Origin of the sequence: Stenotrophomonas sp. SPM, from assembly GCF_003105135.1 — a bacterium.
GTDB lineage: Bacteria > Pseudomonadota > Gammaproteobacteria > Xanthomonadales > Xanthomonadaceae > Stenotrophomonas.
In genome coordinates this window covers 1-17,486 of the sequence record NZ_QETL01000085.1, presented here as the reverse complement: position 1 = coordinate 17,486, position 17,486 = coordinate 1, and the positions used below count along the sequence as shown (strand labels likewise).

Below are 17,486 nucleotides of genomic sequence, written 5' to 3'. Positions count from 1 at the left end.
GAGGGGGCGTGAGCCGCATGGATGCGGCGACCGAGCTTACAGGGACGTACTTGCAGCGTCCCCCTCAACCGGACCCACCCCGCCATCCCACGGAAAGCACGCATTTGACGTTGACGTTGCTTCGGCAGGTGCCGGGCGCAGCCCGGCCGTATCATCCCCTCATGCCCCGCGAAAACCTCAACGACCTGCAGGCCTTCGTCCACGTTGCCCGCCAGGGCAGCTTCACCAAGGCCGCCGCCCAGCTCGGCGTCTCCCAGTCCGCCCTCAGCCACGCCATGCGCGGCCTGGAAGAACGCCTCGGCGTGCGCCTTCTCACCCGCACCACCCGCAGCGTGTCCACCACCGAAGCCGGCGCCCGCCTGCTCGATACCCTCGCCCCGCGCCTGGATGAGATCGAGAACGAACTGGCCGCGCTGGCCGAATACCGCGAGCGCCCCGCCGGCACCATCCGCATCAACGCCACCGGACACGCCGCCGAATACCTGGCCTGGCCACGGCTGGCGCCGCTGCTGCAGCAGTACCCCGATCTGAACGTCGAACTGACCGCCGACTACGCACTGGCCGACATCGTTGCCGAGCGCTATGACATCGGCATCCGCCTCGGCGAACGGCTGGCCCGCGACATGGTGGCGGTGCCGATCAGCCCGCCGCTGCGCATGCGCGTGGTCGGTGCGCCCAGCTACTTCCGCCAGCACACCGCGCCGCGGCATCCGCAGGAGCTGGCGGCGCACAACTGCATCACCCTGCGCCTGCCCACCCACGGCGGGCTGATGCCGTGGGATTTCGGCCAGGATGGCAACGAACTGAGCGTGCGCGTCAGCGGCCAGTGGACCTTCAACACCATGGGCATGACCCGCGAAGCCGCACTGGCCGGCAGCGGCCTGGCCTGGCTGCCCGAGGACCAGGTGCTGGCGCTGCTGGAACAGGGCCGCCTGCAGTCAGTGCTGGATGACTGGTGCCCGACCTTCGACGGCTACTACGCCTACTACCCGTCGCGCCGCCACATCAGTGTGGCCATGCGCACGGTGCTGGACGCGCTGCGCGGGCCGATGGGGTGAGGGTCAAGGAGTGCGGACCAACGGTCCGCACCCACCACCACCGGTCCGCACCCACCACAGCACAGATCAGATCAGCCCTTGGCCTGCGCCGCGCGCTGCGCGTTGTAGCGCTCGCCGACGATCGACACTTCTTCCAGCACCTGGGCGATGCGCTGCAGCTCGTCCGTGGACAGCACCAGCTCGGTCGCGGCCAGGTTTTCTTCCAGGCGATGGACCTTGGTGGTACCCGGAATCGGCACGATCCACGGTGCCTGCGCCAGCAGCCAGGCCAGTGCCACCTGCGCCGGGGTCGCGCCACGGGCCGCAGCAATCGTGCCGATGCGATCCACCAGCGCCTGGTTCGCACGGCGCGCTTCCACTTCGAAACGCGGCACGCTGTTGCGGAAATCGTTGTCGCTGAAGGTCGTATCGGCGGTGATGGTGCCGGTCAGGAAGCCGCGGCCGAGCGGACTGAACGGCACGAAGCCGATGCCCAGTTCCTGCAGCGTCGGCAGCAGTTCGCGCTCCGGTTCGCGCCACCACAGCGAGTACTCGCTCTGCACCGCGGCCACCGGCTGCACCGCATGCGCACGGCGCACCGTCGCGGCACTGGCCTCGGACAGGCCGAAGTGGCCGACCTTGCCTTCGGCGATCAGGTCGCGCACGGTGCCGGCCACGTCCTCGATCGGCACGTTCGGGTCCACGCGGTGCTGGTAAAACAGATCGATGTGGTCGGTGCGCAGGCGCTTGAGGCTGGCCTCGGCCACCGCGCGGATGTTTTCCGGGCGGCTGTCCAGGCCGGTATCGGTGCGGGCGTCCTTGAAGCCGAACTTGGTGGCGATCACCAGCTTGTCGCGGTACGGCGCCAGTGACTCGCCCACCAGTGCTTCATTGGTGTACGGACCGTAGACCTCGGCGGTATCGAAAAAGGTCACGCCGCGTTCGACGGCGGCATGCAGCAGGGCGATGCCCTGGCCGTGCTCGACCGGCGGGCCATAGCTGTGGCTCAGGCCCATGCAGCCCAGGCCAAGGGCGGAAACCTTCAGACCACTGCGGCCGAGTTCACGTGTCTGCATCGTCATGCTCCAGAGCGGGAACGACGACGATACGCCCCTACCCCCGCTGGATTGAACGACCTGGATGGCAGTCGGTCATGACTGGATTTCATCAATCCGCGTTACCCATCGCGTAGCCCAGCACGGCCAGCAGCAACACCGCACCACCGGCCAGGGTCAGCAGGATGTGCCAGACACCGAAGCGATCCATGCGCTGCATGTCCACTTTTTCATCATGGTGGTACTGCCGCAGCAGGCTGTTGACCGGCAGTAGCGGCACGAAGCCGAAGAGTGCGATCAAGGCGGCGCCGTTGGGCAGGCGACCGGCGAGGTTGAGCACGAAGAACAGCACGCCCAGCACCGCCGGCGCGAAGGCCAGCTGCCGGCGCCGCGACTGCGCCACGTCGCGCAGGTCACTGAAGCAGAGGAACGACCAGAGCGGCGAAAACAGCGCGCGCGCCCACGGCCACTGCGTCCCACCGGTCTCGCGCTTGATCGCGCGCCAGTTCTGCCAGAACCAGTACATCGGATACAAGCCCATCGACGCCATCGACAGCGCGGCGATCTTCAGGGTGGACGGTGAGTAGTACACCGCTGTGGTGGATGCAGAAAAGCTGACCGGCGCGGTTGGCAACGTCGGTGGACGCGCAGGCACGGCTGCCGGCGCGCGATACGGATCGTGCAAGTCCATGTGCGAATCCTGAGTTGTCGCGCCGGCAGGGTGCCGGCTCCCCCTGTCCCGCGAACGCGGTGACGGTGCGACTATCGCAGAGGCGCAGGAGCGGCGCCAGTGCCACTCAGGCGCGCATGGCCGCCAACTGGTAACGGACCGTGTTGCCCTCCAGCACTATCCACTTTTTCTGTTGCAACTGCTGCACCAGCGCGGCGACTTCAGTGGCAGCCAAGGTCTTCTGGAAGAGGTTGGCGATGGAGTTCTGCAGGGCCACCCTGGAGGCAGGCCGGGCTTTGTCCTGTCGCACCAGCCAATCGCGCACGTGCATCAACCGCGCATCCGGCAGCACCGTTTTCGCTGCGGGCAACGCAGGTACGCCAGCGCTCTGCCGCGCTTGGCGAAACGCCCCTGGCTGCCAACCCCTGCATGGCCTCGGCCACATCCATGCTGATGCGCGCCTGCGATGCACCAACAAACACCAGAACCGTGAACCCCGGTGCCGCCAGTTCCTTCAGGGATGGCGGCTGCATGTTCTCGAAACCAATCAGCACCACGTTGCGGGCCAACGGCATGTCCATATGCAATCCCCTGTAACAGTCCCCCTAGCCGGGAGCCCATGCGGCTGTAGGTCAACGAACCTCTGAAATCTCCACGCCATCCAGCCCCTGCGACAGGGTGCGCGCATCGCCGCCCTGGCTGAGCTTGATGCGCAGGCGCACTTCGTTCTGCGAATCGGCGTAACGCAGCGCGTCCTCGTAGCTGATCTCACCGGCCTGGTACAGCTCGAACAGGCTCTGGTCGAAGGTCTTCATGCCCAGCTCGACGGACTCCTTCATCAGTTCCTTGAGCTTGTGGATCTCGCCGTCGCGGATGTAGTCCTGCACCAGCGGCGTGCCCAGCAGGATCTCCATCGCGACCTTGCGCGAACGGCCATCGGGCGAAGGAACGAGCTGCTGCGCGACCACGCCCTTGAGGTTCAGCGACAGATCCATCAGCAGCTGGTTGCGGCGGTCTTCCGGGAAGAAGTTGATGATGCGGTCCATCGCCTGGTTGGCGTTGTTGGCATGCAGGGTACACAGCACCAGGTGGCCGGTTTCGGCGAAGGCGATGGCGTGGTCCATGCCCTCGCGGGTACGCACCTCGCCGATCATGATCACGTCCGGCGCCTGGCGCAGGGTGTTCTTCAGGGCGGCTTCCCAGCTGTCGGTATCGATGCCGACTTCACGCTGGGTGATGATGCAGCCCTCGTGCTTGTGCACGAACTCGATCGGGTCTTCGATGGTGATGATGTGGCCGGTCGAGTTCTGGTTGCGGTAACCGATCATTGCCGCCAGCGAGGTCGACTTGCCGGTACCGGTGGCACCGACGAAGAGGATGATGCCGCGCTTGGTCATCGCCAGCGTCTTGATGATCGGCGGCAGGCTCAGTTCTTCCACAGTGGGGATGCGCGTTTCAATACGGCGCAGCACCATGCCGACCTGGTTGCGCTGGTAGAAGCAGCTCACGCGGAAACGGCCGACACCGGACAGACCGATGGCGAAGTTGCACTCGTGGGTCTTCTCGAATTCCTCGCGCTGCGCCGGGGTCATCACGTTGAGGACCAGGTCGCGGCTCTGCTGCGGGGTCAGCGGCGTCTGCGTGATCGGCGAGATCTTGCCGTTGACCTTGATCGCCGGCGGCATGCCCGCGGTGATGAACAGGTCCGAGGCGCGCTGGTGCGCCATAAGCTTGAGGAACGAGGTGAAATCGATGGTGCTGGCGGTACTGGCGGTGCTGTTCATGGCGGGCTCCCAATGGGCGTTTGCCAGAGATCGGTCGGTGGACAGGACATCGCGGGACAGCGGCATGCATGCGCACCGCCCCACCGTTGCCTCGCCTTACTCGAACAGACGCTTGTCCTTGGCGTACTCGCGGGCCTGGTTGCGGGTGATCAGGCTGCGCTTGACCAGGTCCTGCAGGTGCTGGTCCAGGGTCATCATTCCGTACTGCTGGCCGGTCTGGATGGCCGAGTACATCTGCGCGACCTTGTCCTCGCGGATCAGGTTGCGGATGGCCGGGGTGCCGACCATGATTTCCCACGCCGCGGTACGGCCGCCGCCGACCTTCTTCAGCAGCGCCTGCGAGATGACCGCGCGCAGCGATTCGGACAGCATCGAGCGCACCATCGGCTTTTCGCCGGCCGGGAACACGTCGATGATACGGTCGATGGTCTTGGCCGCCGAGCTGGTGTGCAGGGTGCCGAACACCAGGTGGCCGGTTTCCGCGGCGGTCAGCGCCAGGCGGATGGTTTCCAGGTCACGGAGTTCGCCCACCAGGATGATGTCCGGATCCTCACGCAGTGCCGAGCGCAGTGCTTCGTTGAAGCCGTGCGTATCGCGGTGCACTTCGCGCTGGTTGATCAGGCACTTCTGCGAGGTGTGCACGAATTCGATCGGATCCTCGACGGTGAGGATGTGGCCGTATTCGTTCTTGTTGATGTAGTCGATCATCGCCGCCAGCGTGGTCGACTTGCCCGAACCGGTCGGGCCGGTCACCAGGATCAGGCCCTGCGGCTGCTGGATCACCTCGCGGAACAGCGGCGGGCAGGCCAGGTCCTCCAGGGTCAGCACCTCGGACGGAATGGTACGGAACACCGCACCGGCGCCGCGGTTCTGGTTGAAGGCGTTGACACGGAAGCGAGCCAGCGACGGAATCTCGAAGGAGAAGTCGACTTCGAGGAATTCCTCGTAATCGCGCCGTTGCTTGTCGGACATGATGTCGTACACCAGCGCATGGACCTGCTTGTGGTCCAGGGCCGGGATGTTGATCCGGCGAACATCGCCGTCCACGCGGATCATCGGCGGCAGGCCTGCAGACAGGTGCAGGTCGGACGCTTTGTTCTTTACGGAAAACGCCAACAGCTCGGCGATATCCATGAGCGGCTACTCCCCAATAACGGCTTCGACTGGAAGGATCTTTCCCCTGGCGGCAGTATAGCCTCCTGTCACACTGGAACGCGTTACGTGGCCACTGCCCTGCCCGAGATCCTGAGCAACCTGCACAACGCCGCCGAGGCCGCCGGGCGGCCACCGCCGCGCCTGCTGGCGGTTTCCAAGACCCAGCCGGCCGAGGCCGTGGCCACCCTGGCCGCGCAGGGCCAGCGCGCCTTCGGCGAAAACTACGTGCAGGAAGCCCTGGCCAAGATGCAGGCGCTGCAGGCGCTGGGGCTGGAATGGCACCTGATCGGCCACCTGCAGTCGAACAAGGCCGAGGCCGTGGCCAGCCACTTCGACTGGGTGCAGAGCGTGGACCGGCCGAAGCTGGTAGCGGCCCTGGCCCGCCATCGCCCGGCCGGGCGTGCGCCGTTGAACGTGCTCATCCAGGTCAACATCGATGATGAATCCAGCAAGCACGGGTGTGCGCCGCAGGACGTGGACGCGCTGGCCGCGGCCATCGGCGCCGAGCCCACGCTGTGCCTGCGCGGGCTGATGGCCATTCCCGCGCCGTGGCCGGAGGCCGAGCGCCGTCGCGATGCCTTCGTGCGCATGCGCACACTTTTTGACTCGTTGGCCGCGCGCCATCCGCAGGTGGACACCCTGTCGATGGGCATGAGCAGCGACTACGCCGAGGCCATCGCCGAAGGTGCCACCCTGGTGCGCATCGGCACCGCCCTGTTCGGTGCGCGTCCGCGCCCGGCCTGAACCAAGGAACTCCCGCATGACAGTTGAATCGATCACCTTCATCGGCGGCGGCAACATGGCCCGCAGCCTGATTGCCGGGCTGGTCCGCCAGGGCGTGCCGGCGGCGCAGATCCACGTGGCCGAGCCGGTGGCCGCGCTGCGCGAGTCACTGGCCGCCGATTTCGGCGTGCAGACCCACGAAACGGCCGCCGCTGCCGCCGCGCAGGGCCAGACCTGGCTGCTGGCAGTGAAACCGCAGGTGCTGCGCGAGGTCTGCCAGTCGCTGCAGGCGCTGGCCCAGGCGCAGGCACCGCTGGTGGTGTCGATTGCCGCGGGCATCACCAGCGCGCAGCTGCAGCGCTGGCTGGGCGGTGCGCTGCCGGTGGTGCGCGCGATGCCCAACACCCCTGCCCTGCTCGGCGCCGGCGTGACCGGCCTGTATGCAACGGCGGCGGTGGATGCGCAGCAGCGGGCGCAGGCTGATCGCGTGCTGGCCAGCGCCGGGCGCACGGTGTGGATTGATGACGAGGCGCTGATGGATTCGGTGACCGCCGTGTCCGGCAGCGGCCCGGCGTACGTGTTCCTGCTGGCCGAAGCGATGGAGGCGGCCGGCATTGCGCAGGGCCTGCCGGCCGACGCCGCCCGCGCGCTGGTGGTGCAGACCCTGCTGGGCGCGTCGCGGATGCTGGACGAAGCCGGCGAAAGCCCGGCCGAACTGCGGCGCCGGGTGACCTCGCCCAACGGCACCACCCAGGCGGCAATCGAGAGCTTCCAGGCCGATGGTTTCGAGGCGCTGGTGGACAAGGCACTGCAGGCGGCGCAGCAGCGCGGGCGGCAGTTATCGGCGGCCAATGATTGATCGCGATGTGTGATGTCGTGCCGACCAACGGTCGGCACCTACCGTAATGCGTCGTCAACGCGCCAATGTGGCCATGACGAAATCGATGAAGCACTGCAGTCGCGGGCGCGGGCGTCGGTCCGGCAGGTAGATCAGATGCATCGGCCGCGGCTCCGGCACGTATCCGCGCAACAGCGGCTTCAGGCGCCCGGCCGCGATGTCCGCCGCCAGCAACGCCGTCGGCTGCAGGATCAATCCGGCACCGGCCACCGCCGCTTCACGCAGCGCGTAGCCATCGTTGCTGGTCAACCGTGCATCCCAATCGACCTGTTCGCCATTGGCCAGCTGCCAGCCATGGCCGCCGCGCCAGGCCAGATGGCTCAGGCAGTCATGTCCGGCCAGGTCGGCCGGCGTCCGTGGCGTGCCGCGCCGGCGCAGGTAGGCCGGCGACGCACACAGGCTCATTGCATACGGCGGCAGCGGGCGCGCCACCAGTTCCTGCGAGGGCAGCGGCCCGACCCGGATCGCCGCATCGAAGCCATCTTCGATCAGGTCCACCCGGCGGTTGCTGAGGTCCAGTTCGATATCCAGCAGCGGCTGCGCGCGCAGCAGGCCCGACAGCAACGGCGCCAGCACGCAGCTGCCCCAGGTGGTGGGCGCACTGATCCGCAGCAGGCCCTGCGGTTGCCGCTGCAGTCCGGCGACATCGGCCTCGGCCTGCTGCACCTGTTCCAGCACCTGCCGGCAGCCGGCCAGGTAGGCCGCGCCCGCCTCGGTCAGCCGCTGGTGTCGGGTGTTCCGCTGCAGCAGCGCGGTGCCCAGGTGCGCCTCCAGCTGCTGGATGTATTTGCCGGCCATCACTGCCGACACCTGCAGCTGCACGGCAGCCGCCGCGAAGCTGCCGTGCTCGGCCACGGCCACGAAGGCCTGCATGCAGCGCAAGGTATCCATTACTAACTCTTGGTTAGGAATATGCGAATCATACGCCGCTTACCAAACCCATATCCGGCGGCGCAGACTGGAGCCCTTCCCCATGAGGACGCCACGATGAAGATCCTGCTTGTCGGTGCCAGCGGTACCCTTGGCCAGGCGGTCGCCCGCCACCTTGGCCAGCACCACGAGATTCTTGCCGCCGGCCGCCGCAGCGGCGCGCTGCGTGTGGACCTGGCCGACGATGCCAGCGTCTCGGCCCTGTTCGCGCAGGCCGGCCCGGTCGATGCAGTGATCTCCACCACCGGCAACGTGCATTTCGGCCCGCTGCAGACGATGACCGCCGCGCAGTTCAACAGCGGCCTGCAGGACAAGCTGCTTGGCCAGGTGCGGCTGGCGCTGGCGGCCCAGCATCATCTCAACCCGGGCGGCTCGATCACCCTCACCACCGGCATCATCAGCGCGCAGCCGATCCGCGACGGCGTCAACGCCACCGCGGTGAACCAGGCGCTGGAAGGCTTCGTGCGCGCCGCCGCGCTTGAACTGTTGCCGCGCGGCATGCGCATCAACGCCGTCAGCCCGAACGTGCTGGCCGAATCACTGGACTCTTACGGCCCTTACTTCCCTGGCTTTGAAGCCGTGCCCGCGCAGCGCGCGGCACTGGCCTTCCAGCGCGCCGTGGAAGGCATCCAGAGCGGCGAGACCCTCACCGTCTGGTAATTGCTGGAACCGCCGCCGGGCACGGCCCGGCGCTACCGGAGGCGGCTCAGCCCCAGCGCATGGGGCCGTCGCCGCGTTCTCCGAGCACGTCGTCGGGGTTGGCCAGGCGGCAACGCTTCAGCGACAGGCAGCCACAGCCGATGCAGCCGGTCAGTTCATCGCGCAGCAGCTGCAGCATGTGGATGCGCTCCTCCAGTTCCTGCTGCCAGCGCGCGGACAGCCGCGCCCAGTCGGCCTTGGTCGGCGCGCGGCCCTGCGGCAGGGTCTCGAACGCCCGGGCCACCGCTTCCAGTGGCATGCCCACGCGCTGTGCAACGCGGATCACCGCCAGGCGGCGCAGTACGTCGCGCGCATATCGCCGCTGGTTGCCCGCCGTGCGCAGGCTGCTGATCAGGCCCTTGCGCTCGTAGAAGTGCAGCGCCGATACCGCGACGCCGCTGCGGTGGGCCACGTCACCCACGCTCAGTTCCTGTTCCTGCATCGCTTGACCTCAACCATGGTTCAGGTGTCATGCTGCGTCCTTCGCCGCCGGATGACAAGCGCGGCCCCAGCATCCTCCCCCGCATGAACACCCCCACCGCAGCATCGGCGACGGCGACGTCCGCACCCGAGTCGATCCTTTCGCCCGCCCACCGCAGCACCACCATCGGCATGGTCGTGCTGGTCGCCCTGCTCGCTTTCGAAGCATTGGCCGTGGCCGCGGCGATGCCCACCGTGGCCGAGGCACTGGATGGCCTGCGCCTGTACGCGCTGGCCTTCGGCGGCACCCTGGCCACCAGCGTGGTCGGCATGACCGTGGCCGGGCGCTGGACCGACCGCAGCGGCCCGGCGCGACCGCTGTGGTGGGGCCTTGCGTGCTTCGTGCTGGGCCTGCTGCTGGCCGGCCTGGCCACGCGAATGGGCACGCTGGTGGCAGGGCGCCTGCTGCAGGGCCTGGGCAGCGGCGCGATCTCGGTGGCGCTGTACGTGATGGTCGGCCGCAACTATCCCGAGGCGCTGCGGCCGAAGGTCTTCGCTGCGTTTTCGGCCGGCTGGGTGGTGCCGTCGATGGTCGGCCCGGCGCTGAGCGGCCTGATCGTGCAGCACCTGGGCTGGCGCTGGGTGTTCCTGATCGTGCCACTGCTGGCGATTCCGGCGGCGTTGATGCTGCGCCCGGCACTGGCGCGGCAGGCGCCTATTGAAACCAGCGACGAGGACAACAGCGGCGATGCCGTGGGCTGGGCCATCGGTGCATCGCTGGCCGCGCTGCTGCTGTACTTCGGCGGCCAGCAGCAGGGCGTGCCGGCGCTGGCCTGCATGGGCGTGGCCGTGGCCGGCCTGCTGCTGTGCGGGCACCGCCTGCTGCCGCCGGGCACGCTACGCCTGCGCCGGGGCCTGCCCAGCGTGATTGCGTTGCGTGGTGTCGCCGCCGCGGCGTTCTTCGCCTGCGAGGCCTATCTGCCGCTGCTGCTGCAGCGTGAGCGCGGTCTGTCGCCGAGCTGGGCGGGCGCAGTGCTCAGCCTGGGTGCACTGGGCTGGTTCAGCGGCTCGTGGCTGCAGGGCCACCAGCAGCGTGGCTGGTCGCGGCAGCAGCTGCTGCGCGTGGGCACGGTGCTGATGACCATCGGCATCACTGCCACCCTGGCGGTGCTGTTCAATGCGGTGCCGCTGCCCGTCGCGCTGCTCGGCTGGACCGTCACCGGTTTCGGCATGGGCATGATCTACGCCAGCCTTTCGGTGCTGACGCTGTCGCTGTCCGCGCCGCAGGAACAGGGCCGCAACAGTTCGGCCCTGCAGTTGAGCGAGGCGCTGTGCGTGGCTACCGCGCTGGCGCTGTCTGGTGCGTTGTTCGCGCTGTTTGTCGAACAGGCACCGCACACCGGTTACGTTCTGTGCCTGGCGATCACGGTGGGCCTGGCGGTGCTGGGTGCGGTGGTGGCGCGGCGGGTTTGATGGTTGCCTGGGGTCTGCTCCGACCCCAGCGTGTCACGGCCGGATATCGGTCCCCACCTCGTCGATGTCACGGTGCAGGATGCGCCGCACTTCCAGCACCGCCTGCGGGCTTTCCTGCACGCTGTGCCCGGAGATGATCACCTTCTCCGACTGCGCGCCAGGCAGGTGCGCGCTCCAGTACGGCACCAGCCCATCGTCGGATTTCTCCGGCGGCAGTTCCGGTTTGCGCTGGGCGATGATCGAGTGGTACTTCAGCCCCGGCTCGATCGGCAGCTGCGCGGCGGCCTTCACGAACGGGTCGCTGGCTTTGAGGTTGTCGATGCTGTTGGGGATCTTCGGCTTGGCGGTGCCATCCACCTGCTGCTCGGCCTGGGCCAGCGCCAGGAACACATCCTCGAACTTGCCCAGGATGGTCAGCGGCAGGCGCACCAGCCGGCCGATCAGGCGGCCGACCTTGTTGCCGGCGATGTCGGTGCCCTGGTGCGGGGCCGCGATGAAGATCGCGCGCTCCACGTTCGGCTGCGCCTTGAAGTGCAGCAGCGGCCCCAGCTTTCCCTGCACGCGCTTCAGCCGCTCGCCCTTCAGATCGTAGTTGGCCAGCAGGTCGTTCCACAGCACATCACCGGAATCGCTGACCAGCAGCCGCGCCAGCACGCCACCCATGCTGTGGCCGATGTAGACCATGTCCTTCGATGCACGCGTGTTCCCGCTGGGGTCGAAGTGTTGCAACGTGTCGTTGAAGGCGTTGGCGATCTCGTAGCGGTTCAGCGCGATGGGCGCGTTGGTCGGGTAGTAGACCTGCCACACCTGGAACTGCCGGCGCAGCTCCGGGTCGCCCATGATCTCGTTGGCCAGGTTCACCCAGGCTTCCGGGCTGCTGGCCAGGCCGTGCAGCATGAAGATGATGCGGCGGTTCGGATCCCACGGCTGCATCAGGTAGATGTGCGGCTCGCCGATGCCCTCGCTCAGGCCAAACAGCGTGCGCAGCGACTGCGTGGCGAAGCCGCTCTGCGCCAACCACAGGCCGTAGGCCGCGGTGAAGTTGCCGGCCAGCGGCACCTGTTCGCCATGCAGGGTGATGCGCTCGGTCGCTTCCGGCGAATACGCATCCAGCTCGACCCGCCGCGTGCGCATCACATCGTCCAGGCTCTCGCCCTCGAAGCGCAGCAGCGCAGTCACGTTGACCGAGGACATCTCGCTGAACTCGGGCACGCTGTCGTCATGCCGATGGCGGCGACCGCGCGCGCCGTCATCTTCGTCCGGCGGGGTCTCGGCCTTGGGGCCGTCGGCAGCCACCACCGGCACCACCAGCTTCGGCGGGTCCATCACCATCACCAGCTCGGCACCGAAGCCATCGCGGCGGTAGATGCTGCGCAGGCCGACGAAGCTGACCGAACCGGCCGGCACCAGCTGGGAGGGAATGCTCTTCAGCGCCAACTGCTGGTAGTTGGCGGCAAGCGTCCAGCTGCCGGCGGACATCGGCCGGGTGTAATCCTCGCCGGCCAGCGCCGCCGCACGTGCACGCGCGAACAGCACCACGGCCGCCTTTTCCGCCGCGTAGTTGTAGTAATCGCGCACCTGCGTCTGCCGGTCCTCGAACGCACGGTCCGAGGGCGAGCGACCGCTGAAGAACAGGTAGGCATAGCCGTACCGCGCGGCCTCCAGCCACGCATCGAGTGCGGCATCGCTCATCGGCCGCTCGCCGGCGGCGTGCTTCTTCGGGGTCAGCGCCAGCGCGGCCTTCACCCACAGTTCGGACAGGGTCGACAGCCGCTGCTCGACATTCAGGTCATCGGTCATCAGCAGCGTGCTGCGGCAGACCAGGAAGTCCTTCTCGCACTGCGATTCGTCCAGGCCGGCGGCACTGAGTGTCTCGCGCGAGGCCGGGCTGAGCTTGCCGGTGTTGAGCACGTCGGCGCGCTTGTTCACCAGCGAATCGCTGGACGCCACCTGCTTGACGGTGACCATGGCGCAGCCGCTGCCCCCCAGCAGGACGAACGCAGCCAGCAGCGCCGGCAGCACGCGCTGCCAGCGGATCGGGAAATCGAGGATCATTGCTGCGGGTCCTGCTCGGTGCCGGGAATGCCGCGGCGGATCACGGTGGAATAATTTTCGCCCGCTGCCATGTGCAGCGCGCGCTGGGTGATGCGGCCCTTGGCGTGCAGCTCGGCATACGGCACGCCGGGCACCAGCGCCCCAACCTCCTGTGCGTACTCGGCCAGGTAACCGGACAGCAGCAGGCGATAGTCCAGAGGCAGGCCAGGGGCGATATGCCGGGCCAGGTCGAAGACGATCGTAGTGCAGTTGCTGGTAGCCGTGTTGTAGAAGGCCGGTGCGGCATCCAGCTGCTTCGCCTCATCGAGATAGGCAGCGAACAGCGCCTTCAGCTGACCGCGATCCAGCCCATGCAGGCGGTACAGGTAGACGTCCTCGCCGCGCGCGTTGGTACGCGTGCGCAGGATATCGGTCTCTTCCGAGGCGACCAGGGTCATCTCGAAGCGACGGAAGAAACCACCCAGCGCCGAGAACGATTCGCCCTGCTCCTTGCGGATTTCCAGCGAGAACACCAGGTGGCGGCCATCGTCGAAACCGAACGAGACCAGGGTGTGGGCGATGGCCGGGCCCATCCAGTACGACAGCACCAGATCGGCCGAACGCAGCTGGTCCAGGTCGTATTCGCGGCGCACCCAGCGCGCGTCATGGTCGGTCTCCGTGCGCCAGGTGAAGTCACGCACGTTGTCCAGCACCACGTGGCGCCCATCGAAGGATTCAACGTGCAGGCGCTGGGCCACGTCGTCAGCCCAGTCGCGATCCTGGCGCGGGGTCAGCAGCAGCCACCACAGGCCCGCCAGCGCCACCGACGCCACGTAGAAGCCGGTCCAGCGCTTCGTGCGTTTCCCGCGCGCCACCGTCAACGCCGTCCACAGCGCGGCCAGCAGCCAGAGCACGGCCACGCCCGCCGACAGCCAGCCCGGCCCGGGCAGCTGGTAGGCGAACAAACCGGCCACCCACAGCGCCAGCAGCGCCATGGCACATCCTGTCATCCAACGTCCTGCGGCTCTCACGGGCATCCTGTCGCGTACGGGGGGCGGCATAGTTAGCCACAAGCCGGCTGACGCTGGCATCACCGACCCATTCAGCAATGGGCGCGGGCCGGCCTGTCAGCGCATACTGGCCGGGTCACCACAGCGGGGAACAACGATGGGAATCACCTCCGTAGCCGGCGTGGCCGTGCAGCCCCGGCACCGCGCCAGCTGCCATTGCGGCGCGGTCGAGCTGCTGCTGGACCTGCCCGACGGCATCGTCGACCCGCGCCGCTGCGACTGCTCGATGTGCCGGCGCCGCGGTGCCATCGCCGCCAGCGTCACCCGCGAAGGGCTGCAGGTGCTGCGCGGCCAAGACCAGCTGCGCCTGTACCAGTTCAACACCCATGTGGCGGAACACTACTTCTGCGGCGTCTGCGGCATCTACACCCATCACCGGCGCCGCTCCAACCCGGACCAGTACGGCTACAACGTCGCCTGCCTGGAAGGCATCGATCCCTTCGCGCTGGGCATCATCCCGGTCAATGACGGGGTCAACCACCCCGCCGACCGCATGGCCTAGTGGCGCGTGCGGCGCGTGGCCGGAGCAACCTTCTGCCACGGTGCCATGCCGCTGCGCCCGGCCCGTGCGGGGCGCTTCAGCCACGGCCTGCGCGGTGGCAACGGCGGTTCGAGGGCCATCGGCGGCGGCAACGGACGGCGGCTGGGCCAGAGATGATCAAGCAGCCACATGGCAGGTCTCCGTGGGGGACGGGGATGACCGACTCTAGGCGTGCGGCGGCATAGGCCGCGTGAGTCCTTGCCTACACGGCGATGACATTGCGCGCGGCTTACGCCGAATCGACCACGCCTTCATGTGACGTGGCGTTGCGCCCCAGCAGCAGCTGCTGCAGCAGCAGCGCGCAGGGCCCGGACAGCACGCATCTTGCGCGGCACTCCGGCCTGTACGCGGTCACCGATGTTTTCCGCATGACGCGCGACCTGCTGCCTTAGGCCAGCGCCAGCCGCCACACCCGCGATAAATGCACCGCCCGCCGCCACCCCCCAAGTTGAGGAGCGCCCTGCCTGCGCAGGGCTGCCGCACTCACACCCACACAATGGCGTGGATGGGCGGCGGGCGATGCGGGTTGGCGTACCGGCAACTCTGGAGCGGACCGGCGGATCGCGGTGATCCCCACGCATCACCCACCACGGACCAGCGGGCCGCGTCATCCGGGAAACGCCCTCTTGGACATCTTTCCGGACACGCGCCAGAGTTGTTTGTGGGACGCCAATCCCAGCCAGCCATGACAGCCGGCGAAGAGATGCTGACTGCCTGCACCGACGCTGGCTGTAGGGCTTACCCGCAGGCACCGATCAGAAATCTACGGATCGCCAACGTGGCGCCCTGAAACCCTTGCCCTGGGGTGCCCGCACGGCGGCGCAGCAGCGTGCTGCAGCCCGCGTATCAGGTGCTGCGTGGCCGGCGAACACACGCCAAGATGTCGATCACGACACATCCGGCTCGGCAGCCATCGCCAGAAAGTGCTGCAGCACCGGCCCCGCCACGCCTGGCCGCGTGCAGAACTGCAGTTCGAAACCGGCTTCGGTGCCATCGATCACGCGGTACACCACTTCCTGCGGACGGAAGCTGGCCATGCTGGCCGGCACGATCGCCACGCCGGCGTCCACCGCCACCAGCGACAGCACCGCGTGCATGCCCTGCGCTTCCTGCACCACGCGCGGGGTGAATCCGGCCGAGGTACACAGGCCCAGCACCTGCGCATGGAAGCCGATGCCCTCGCCTGCCGGCCAGGATATGAAGGGTTCGTCCACCAGCATCGCCACGCTGAGCGGCTCACATGCGGCCGAAGTGTGGCTGCGCGGCAACGCAATGGCCAGGCGATCGTGGTCGAATGCCTGCAACGCCAGCTCAGTCGATGGAATGGGCGGGATCAGCACGCCGAGGTCGATGCGCTCCTCGCGCAGCCATTGCTGCTGCTGGCGCGAGGTGGCCTCATGCAGGTGCAGCTGCACCTGCGGGAATGCCTGGCGGAACCTGCGGATCAGATCCGGCAGGCGACCGTACAGGGCGCTGCCCACATACCCCACGCGCAGGCTGCCGATCTGTCCGGCGGCCGCTTCGCGGGTTCGCTGCAGGGCGTGCCCGGCCTGCTGCAGCGTGGCACGCGCTTCCACCAGCAGGGTCTGCCCGGCGGCGGTCAGCCCCAGCGTGCGGTTGCCGCGCACGATCAGGCGGGTACCGACCTCATCTTCCAGCCGTCGCATCGCCGCCGTCAGCGGTGGCTGCGACATGTGCAGGCGCGCGGCGGCGCGATGGAAATGCAGTTCTTCGGCCACCGCCACGAACTGGCGGAGCAGGCGCAGATCGATCATGTCGGCACGGGCAGCGGGGGCTGCCTAGGGTACGCGCTCAGCCGCGTGCGTCGACACTGGGCCGGGCGATCACCGGCCACTGCAGGGCCACCGATTCGATGCTGTCCGCGACGACCGCACGCAGGTCGCGCGGGTAGCCCACGTGTTCGGCTTCCTGCAGGCGCAACGCGTGGAACTGCCCATTGCTCGCACGCAGCACCCAGCCGCCTTCGCGACAGCGCGTCGATGCGAGGAAGGCCACGCCGTTGGCCACCGCGTCCGGGTGCAGCTCGTCAGGCTCGCCTTCGATGCCCCACATGCGGGTCTTGGCCACCGGCGAAACCGCATTGACCACGATACCGTGCTCGGCGCCCTCCAGCGCCAGCACATTGGCCAGCCCCAACGCGGCCATCTTCGCCATCGCGTAACCGGCCAGGCCCTTCTGCGCGTACTGCGGATACAGCGCGCGGTCGGAGGTGGTCACCACGATGCGGCCACCACCGGCCTCGCGCATCGCCGGCCAGGCGGCCTGGGCCAGCCACAGCGGCGTCTTGGCTGCCACCCGCAGCATCTGCTCCAGCGCATCGTCATCCACCGCCTCGAGCAGTTCGTATGCCACCCAGCCGGCGTTGTGCACGATGAAATCGATGCGGCCGTGCCGCTGCAGCACGTCGCGGACCAATGCGTGGCAGCACGCACGCTCGTTGATCGCACCCGACGCCGCCTCTACCGACAGGCCCTGCGCCTGCAGTGCGGCCACCGCGTCGCCGATGCGGCGGGCGTCGCTGCCGCGACCGTCCAGGCCGGCACCCACGTCATGCATCACCACGTGCGCGCCGCGCTGGGCCATCAAGCGGCTGTAGGCCAGACCGAGACCGCCGGCCGCGCCGGTCACCAGGCCGACCTGGGCTGCAAAGGAAATGGGGGAAGGTTTCATCCGCCGCAGCATGGGCGATGCGCCCATGCTACGGCCAATACCGATTTCCCCCGCGCACGATATGCGCTGCGTATCGACCATGGACGCTGGCATCGCGGACGGCCAGGAGACATCTTTCGATCCAAGCACTGCTGGACCTGAAGCTGGCCACGCGTTCCGGCGGCGGCCAACTGGCCGCGCACCGGATGCATTGCGCGCTGACCGACGGGATCTCCCGCCGGCATACAGGCCATCCACCCGCGCTTGGCTGGTGCCCGAAGGCACGGTGGTGGCGAGGGGACTTTCATAGAGTCGAGCTTGCTCGAC

General features: G+C 68.0%; 19 protein-coding genes. 6 read left to right on the top strand and 13 right to left on the bottom strand.

What is annotated here, in order from left to right; translation table 11 throughout:
- Window positions 1–161: 161 nt before the first annotated feature.
- A complete protein-coding gene (locus DCO49_RS15440; RefSeq protein WP_116864783.1) occupies window positions 162–1,058 on the top strand; it encodes a LysR family transcriptional regulator in 897 nt (298 codons plus the stop codon).
- Window positions 1,059–1,129: 71 nt separating this feature from the next.
- Here DCO49_RS15440 and DCO49_RS15435 read toward each other — a convergent pair whose 3' ends face one another.
- From DCO49_RS15435 to DCO49_RS15415, 5 genes are all read right to left on the bottom strand, one after another.
- Window positions 1,130–2,113 (bottom strand): aldo/keto reductase, encoded by a 984-nt coding sequence (locus DCO49_RS15435; protein WP_116864782.1) that lies wholly within the window; start codon window positions 2,111–2,113, stop codon window positions 1,130–1,132.
- Between the two features lie 91 nt (window positions 2,114–2,204).
- A complete protein-coding gene (locus DCO49_RS15430) occupies window positions 2,205–2,783 on the bottom strand; it encodes a hypothetical protein (RefSeq protein ID WP_133249440.1) in 579 nt (192 codons plus the stop codon).
- A 106-nt stretch (window positions 2,784–2,889) separates the two neighbouring features.
- Window positions 2,890–3,093 carry a hypothetical protein gene (locus DCO49_RS15425; protein ID WP_133249439.1) on the bottom strand — a complete coding sequence of 68 codons (204 nt, stop codon included), beginning with the start codon at window positions 3,091–3,093 and terminating at the stop codon, window positions 2,890–2,892.
- 301 nt (window positions 3,094–3,394) lie between these two features.
- A complete protein-coding gene (locus tag DCO49_RS15420) occupies window positions 3,395–4,546 on the bottom strand; it encodes a PilT/PilU family type 4a pilus ATPase (protein ID WP_116864779.1) in 1,152 nt (383 codons plus the stop codon).
- A gap of 96 nt (window positions 4,547–4,642) precedes the next feature.
- A complete protein-coding gene (locus DCO49_RS15415) occupies window positions 4,643–5,680 on the bottom strand; it encodes a type IV pilus twitching motility protein PilT (protein ID WP_004147099.1) in 1,038 nt (345 codons plus the stop codon).
- Window positions 5,681–5,767: 87 nt separating this feature from the next.
- Between DCO49_RS15415 and DCO49_RS15410 the strand changes: the two genes are divergently transcribed.
- Together DCO49_RS15410 and proC are read left to right on the top strand one after the other, a co-directional pair.
- Window positions 5,768–6,445 (top strand): YggS family pyridoxal phosphate-dependent enzyme, encoded by a 678-nt coding sequence (locus DCO49_RS15410; RefSeq protein WP_116864778.1) that lies wholly within the window; start codon window positions 5,768–5,770, stop codon window positions 6,443–6,445.
- A 16-nt stretch (window positions 6,446–6,461) separates the two neighbouring features.
- Window positions 6,462–7,283 (top strand): pyrroline-5-carboxylate reductase, encoded by an 822-nt coding sequence (proC, locus tag DCO49_RS15405; protein ID WP_116864777.1) that lies wholly within the window; start codon window positions 6,462–6,464, stop codon window positions 7,281–7,283.
- Between the two features lie 54 nt (window positions 7,284–7,337).
- On the opposite strand, the gene DCO49_RS15400 is transcribed toward proC, so the two are convergent.
- A complete protein-coding gene (locus DCO49_RS15400) occupies window positions 7,338–8,213 on the bottom strand; it encodes a LysR family transcriptional regulator (RefSeq protein ID WP_116864776.1) in 876 nt (291 codons plus the stop codon).
- Between the two features lie 96 nt (window positions 8,214–8,309).
- Between DCO49_RS15400 and DCO49_RS15395 the strand changes: the two genes are divergently transcribed.
- Entirely contained in the window at window positions 8,310–8,912 is a 603-nt protein-coding gene (locus DCO49_RS15395) for a short chain dehydrogenase (RefSeq protein ID WP_116864775.1), read from the top strand.
- 46 nt (window positions 8,913–8,958) lie between these two features.
- On the opposite strand, the gene soxR is transcribed toward DCO49_RS15395, so the two are convergent.
- Window positions 8,959–9,393, bottom strand: coding sequence for a redox-sensitive transcriptional activator SoxR (soxR, locus tag DCO49_RS15390; protein WP_116864774.1), 435 nt, complete (start codon window positions 9,391–9,393; stop codon window positions 8,959–8,961).
- 29 nt (window positions 9,394–9,422) lie between these two features.
- Here soxR and DCO49_RS15385 point away from each other — a divergent pair, with 29 nt between their 5' ends.
- A complete protein-coding gene (locus DCO49_RS15385) occupies window positions 9,423–10,844 on the top strand; it encodes an MFS transporter (RefSeq protein ID WP_116864773.1) in 1,422 nt (473 codons plus the stop codon).
- A 33-nt stretch (window positions 10,845–10,877) separates the two neighbouring features.
- Here the strand turns inward: DCO49_RS15385 and DCO49_RS15380 are convergent, their stop codons facing one another.
- Together DCO49_RS15380 and DCO49_RS15375 are read right to left on the bottom strand one after the other, a co-directional pair.
- Window positions 10,878–12,899, bottom strand: coding sequence for an alpha/beta hydrolase (locus DCO49_RS15380; protein WP_116864772.1), 2,022 nt, complete (start codon window positions 12,897–12,899; stop codon window positions 10,878–10,880).
- Complete coding sequence (locus DCO49_RS15375; protein WP_116864771.1) at window positions 12,896–13,873, bottom strand: DUF4105 domain-containing protein; 978 nt, start codon at window positions 13,871–13,873, stop codon at window positions 12,896–12,898. The genes DCO49_RS15380 and DCO49_RS15375 overlap by 4 nt, the downstream gene beginning before the upstream one ends.
- A gap of 172 nt (window positions 13,874–14,045) precedes the next feature.
- Between DCO49_RS15375 and DCO49_RS15370 the strand changes: the two genes are divergently transcribed.
- Window positions 14,046–14,450: a GFA family protein gene (locus DCO49_RS15370; protein ID WP_116864770.1), complete on the top strand. Its 405-nt coding sequence runs from the start codon at window positions 14,046–14,048 to the stop codon at window positions 14,448–14,450.
- On the opposite strand, the gene DCO49_RS20355 is transcribed toward DCO49_RS15370, so the two are convergent.
- From DCO49_RS20355 to DCO49_RS15360, 4 genes are all read right to left on the bottom strand, one after another.
- Window positions 14,447–14,620, bottom strand: coding sequence for a hypothetical protein (locus DCO49_RS20355; RefSeq protein WP_164073627.1), 174 nt, complete (start codon window positions 14,618–14,620; stop codon window positions 14,447–14,449). The genes DCO49_RS15370 and DCO49_RS20355 overlap by 4 nt on opposite strands.
- Window positions 14,621–14,718: 98 nt before the next feature.
- Window positions 14,719–14,844, bottom strand: a complete 126-nt coding sequence (locus DCO49_RS20660) for a hypothetical protein (protein ID WP_256643560.1) — start codon at window positions 14,842–14,844, stop codon at window positions 14,719–14,721.
- Between the two features lie 532 nt (window positions 14,845–15,376).
- Entirely contained in the window at window positions 15,377–16,264 is an 888-nt protein-coding gene (locus tag DCO49_RS15365; RefSeq protein ID WP_116864769.1) for a LysR family transcriptional regulator, read from the bottom strand.
- A gap of 37 nt (window positions 16,265–16,301) precedes the next feature.
- A complete protein-coding gene (locus tag DCO49_RS15360; RefSeq protein ID WP_116864768.1) occupies window positions 16,302–17,180 on the bottom strand; it encodes an SDR family NAD(P)-dependent oxidoreductase in 879 nt (292 codons plus the stop codon).
- Between the last annotated feature and the right edge of the window lie 306 nt (window positions 17,181–17,486).

Excerpts from the sequence above, each read along its gene's own strand:
- DCO49_RS15370 (WP_116864770.1), top strand. The coding sequence starts at position 14,046 with ATGGGAATCACCTCCGTAGCCGGCGTGGCCGTGCAGCCCCGGCACCGC.
- DCO49_RS15385 (WP_116864773.1), top strand. The coding sequence starts at position 9,423 with ATGCTGCGTCCTTCGCCGCCGGATGACAAGCGCGGCCCCAGCATCCTC.
- DCO49_RS15400 (WP_116864776.1), bottom strand. The coding sequence starts at position 8,213 with ATGGATACCTTGCGCTGCATGCAGGCCTTCGTGGCCGTGGCCGAGCAC.
- DCO49_RS15380 (WP_116864772.1), bottom strand. The coding sequence starts at position 12,899 with ATGATCCTCGATTTCCCGATCCGCTGGCAGCGCGTGCTGCCGGCGCTG.
- DCO49_RS15425 (WP_133249439.1), bottom strand. The coding sequence starts at position 3,093 with ATGCACGTGCGCGATTGGCTGGTGCGACAGGACAAAGCCCGGCCTGCC.
- DCO49_RS15430 (WP_133249440.1), bottom strand. The coding sequence starts at position 2,783 with ATGGACTTGCACGATCCGTATCGCGCGCCGGCAGCCGTGCCTGCGCGT.
- DCO49_RS20355 (WP_164073627.1), bottom strand. The coding sequence starts at position 14,620 with ATGTGGCTGCTTGATCATCTCTGGCCCAGCCGCCGTCCGTTGCCGCCG.
- DCO49_RS15395 (WP_116864775.1), top strand. The coding sequence starts at position 8,310 with ATGAAGATCCTGCTTGTCGGTGCCAGCGGTACCCTTGGCCAGGCGGTC.
- soxR (WP_116864774.1), bottom strand. The coding sequence starts at position 9,393 with ATGCAGGAACAGGAACTGAGCGTGGGTGACGTGGCCCACCGCAGCGGC.
- DCO49_RS15360 (WP_116864768.1), bottom strand. The coding sequence starts at position 17,180 with ATGAAACCTTCCCCCATTTCCTTTGCAGCCCAGGTCGGCCTGGTGACC.
- DCO49_RS15435 (WP_116864782.1), bottom strand. The coding sequence starts at position 2,113 with ATGCAGACACGTGAACTCGGCCGCAGTGGTCTGAAGGTTTCCGCCCTT.
- DCO49_RS15415 (WP_004147099.1), bottom strand. The coding sequence starts at position 5,680 with ATGGATATCGCCGAGCTGTTGGCGTTTTCCGTAAAGAACAAAGCGTCC.
- DCO49_RS15365 (WP_116864769.1), bottom strand. The coding sequence starts at position 16,264 with ATGATCGATCTGCGCCTGCTCCGCCAGTTCGTGGCGGTGGCCGAAGAA.
- DCO49_RS15440 (WP_116864783.1), top strand. The coding sequence starts at position 162 with ATGCCCCGCGAAAACCTCAACGACCTGCAGGCCTTCGTCCACGTTGCC.
- DCO49_RS15420 (WP_116864779.1), bottom strand. The coding sequence starts at position 4,546 with ATGAACAGCACCGCCAGTACCGCCAGCACCATCGATTTCACCTCGTTC.
- DCO49_RS15375 (WP_116864771.1), bottom strand. The coding sequence starts at position 13,873 with ATGGCGCTGCTGGCGCTGTGGGTGGCCGGTTTGTTCGCCTACCAGCTG.
- proC (WP_116864777.1), top strand. The coding sequence starts at position 6,462 with ATGACAGTTGAATCGATCACCTTCATCGGCGGCGGCAACATGGCCCGC.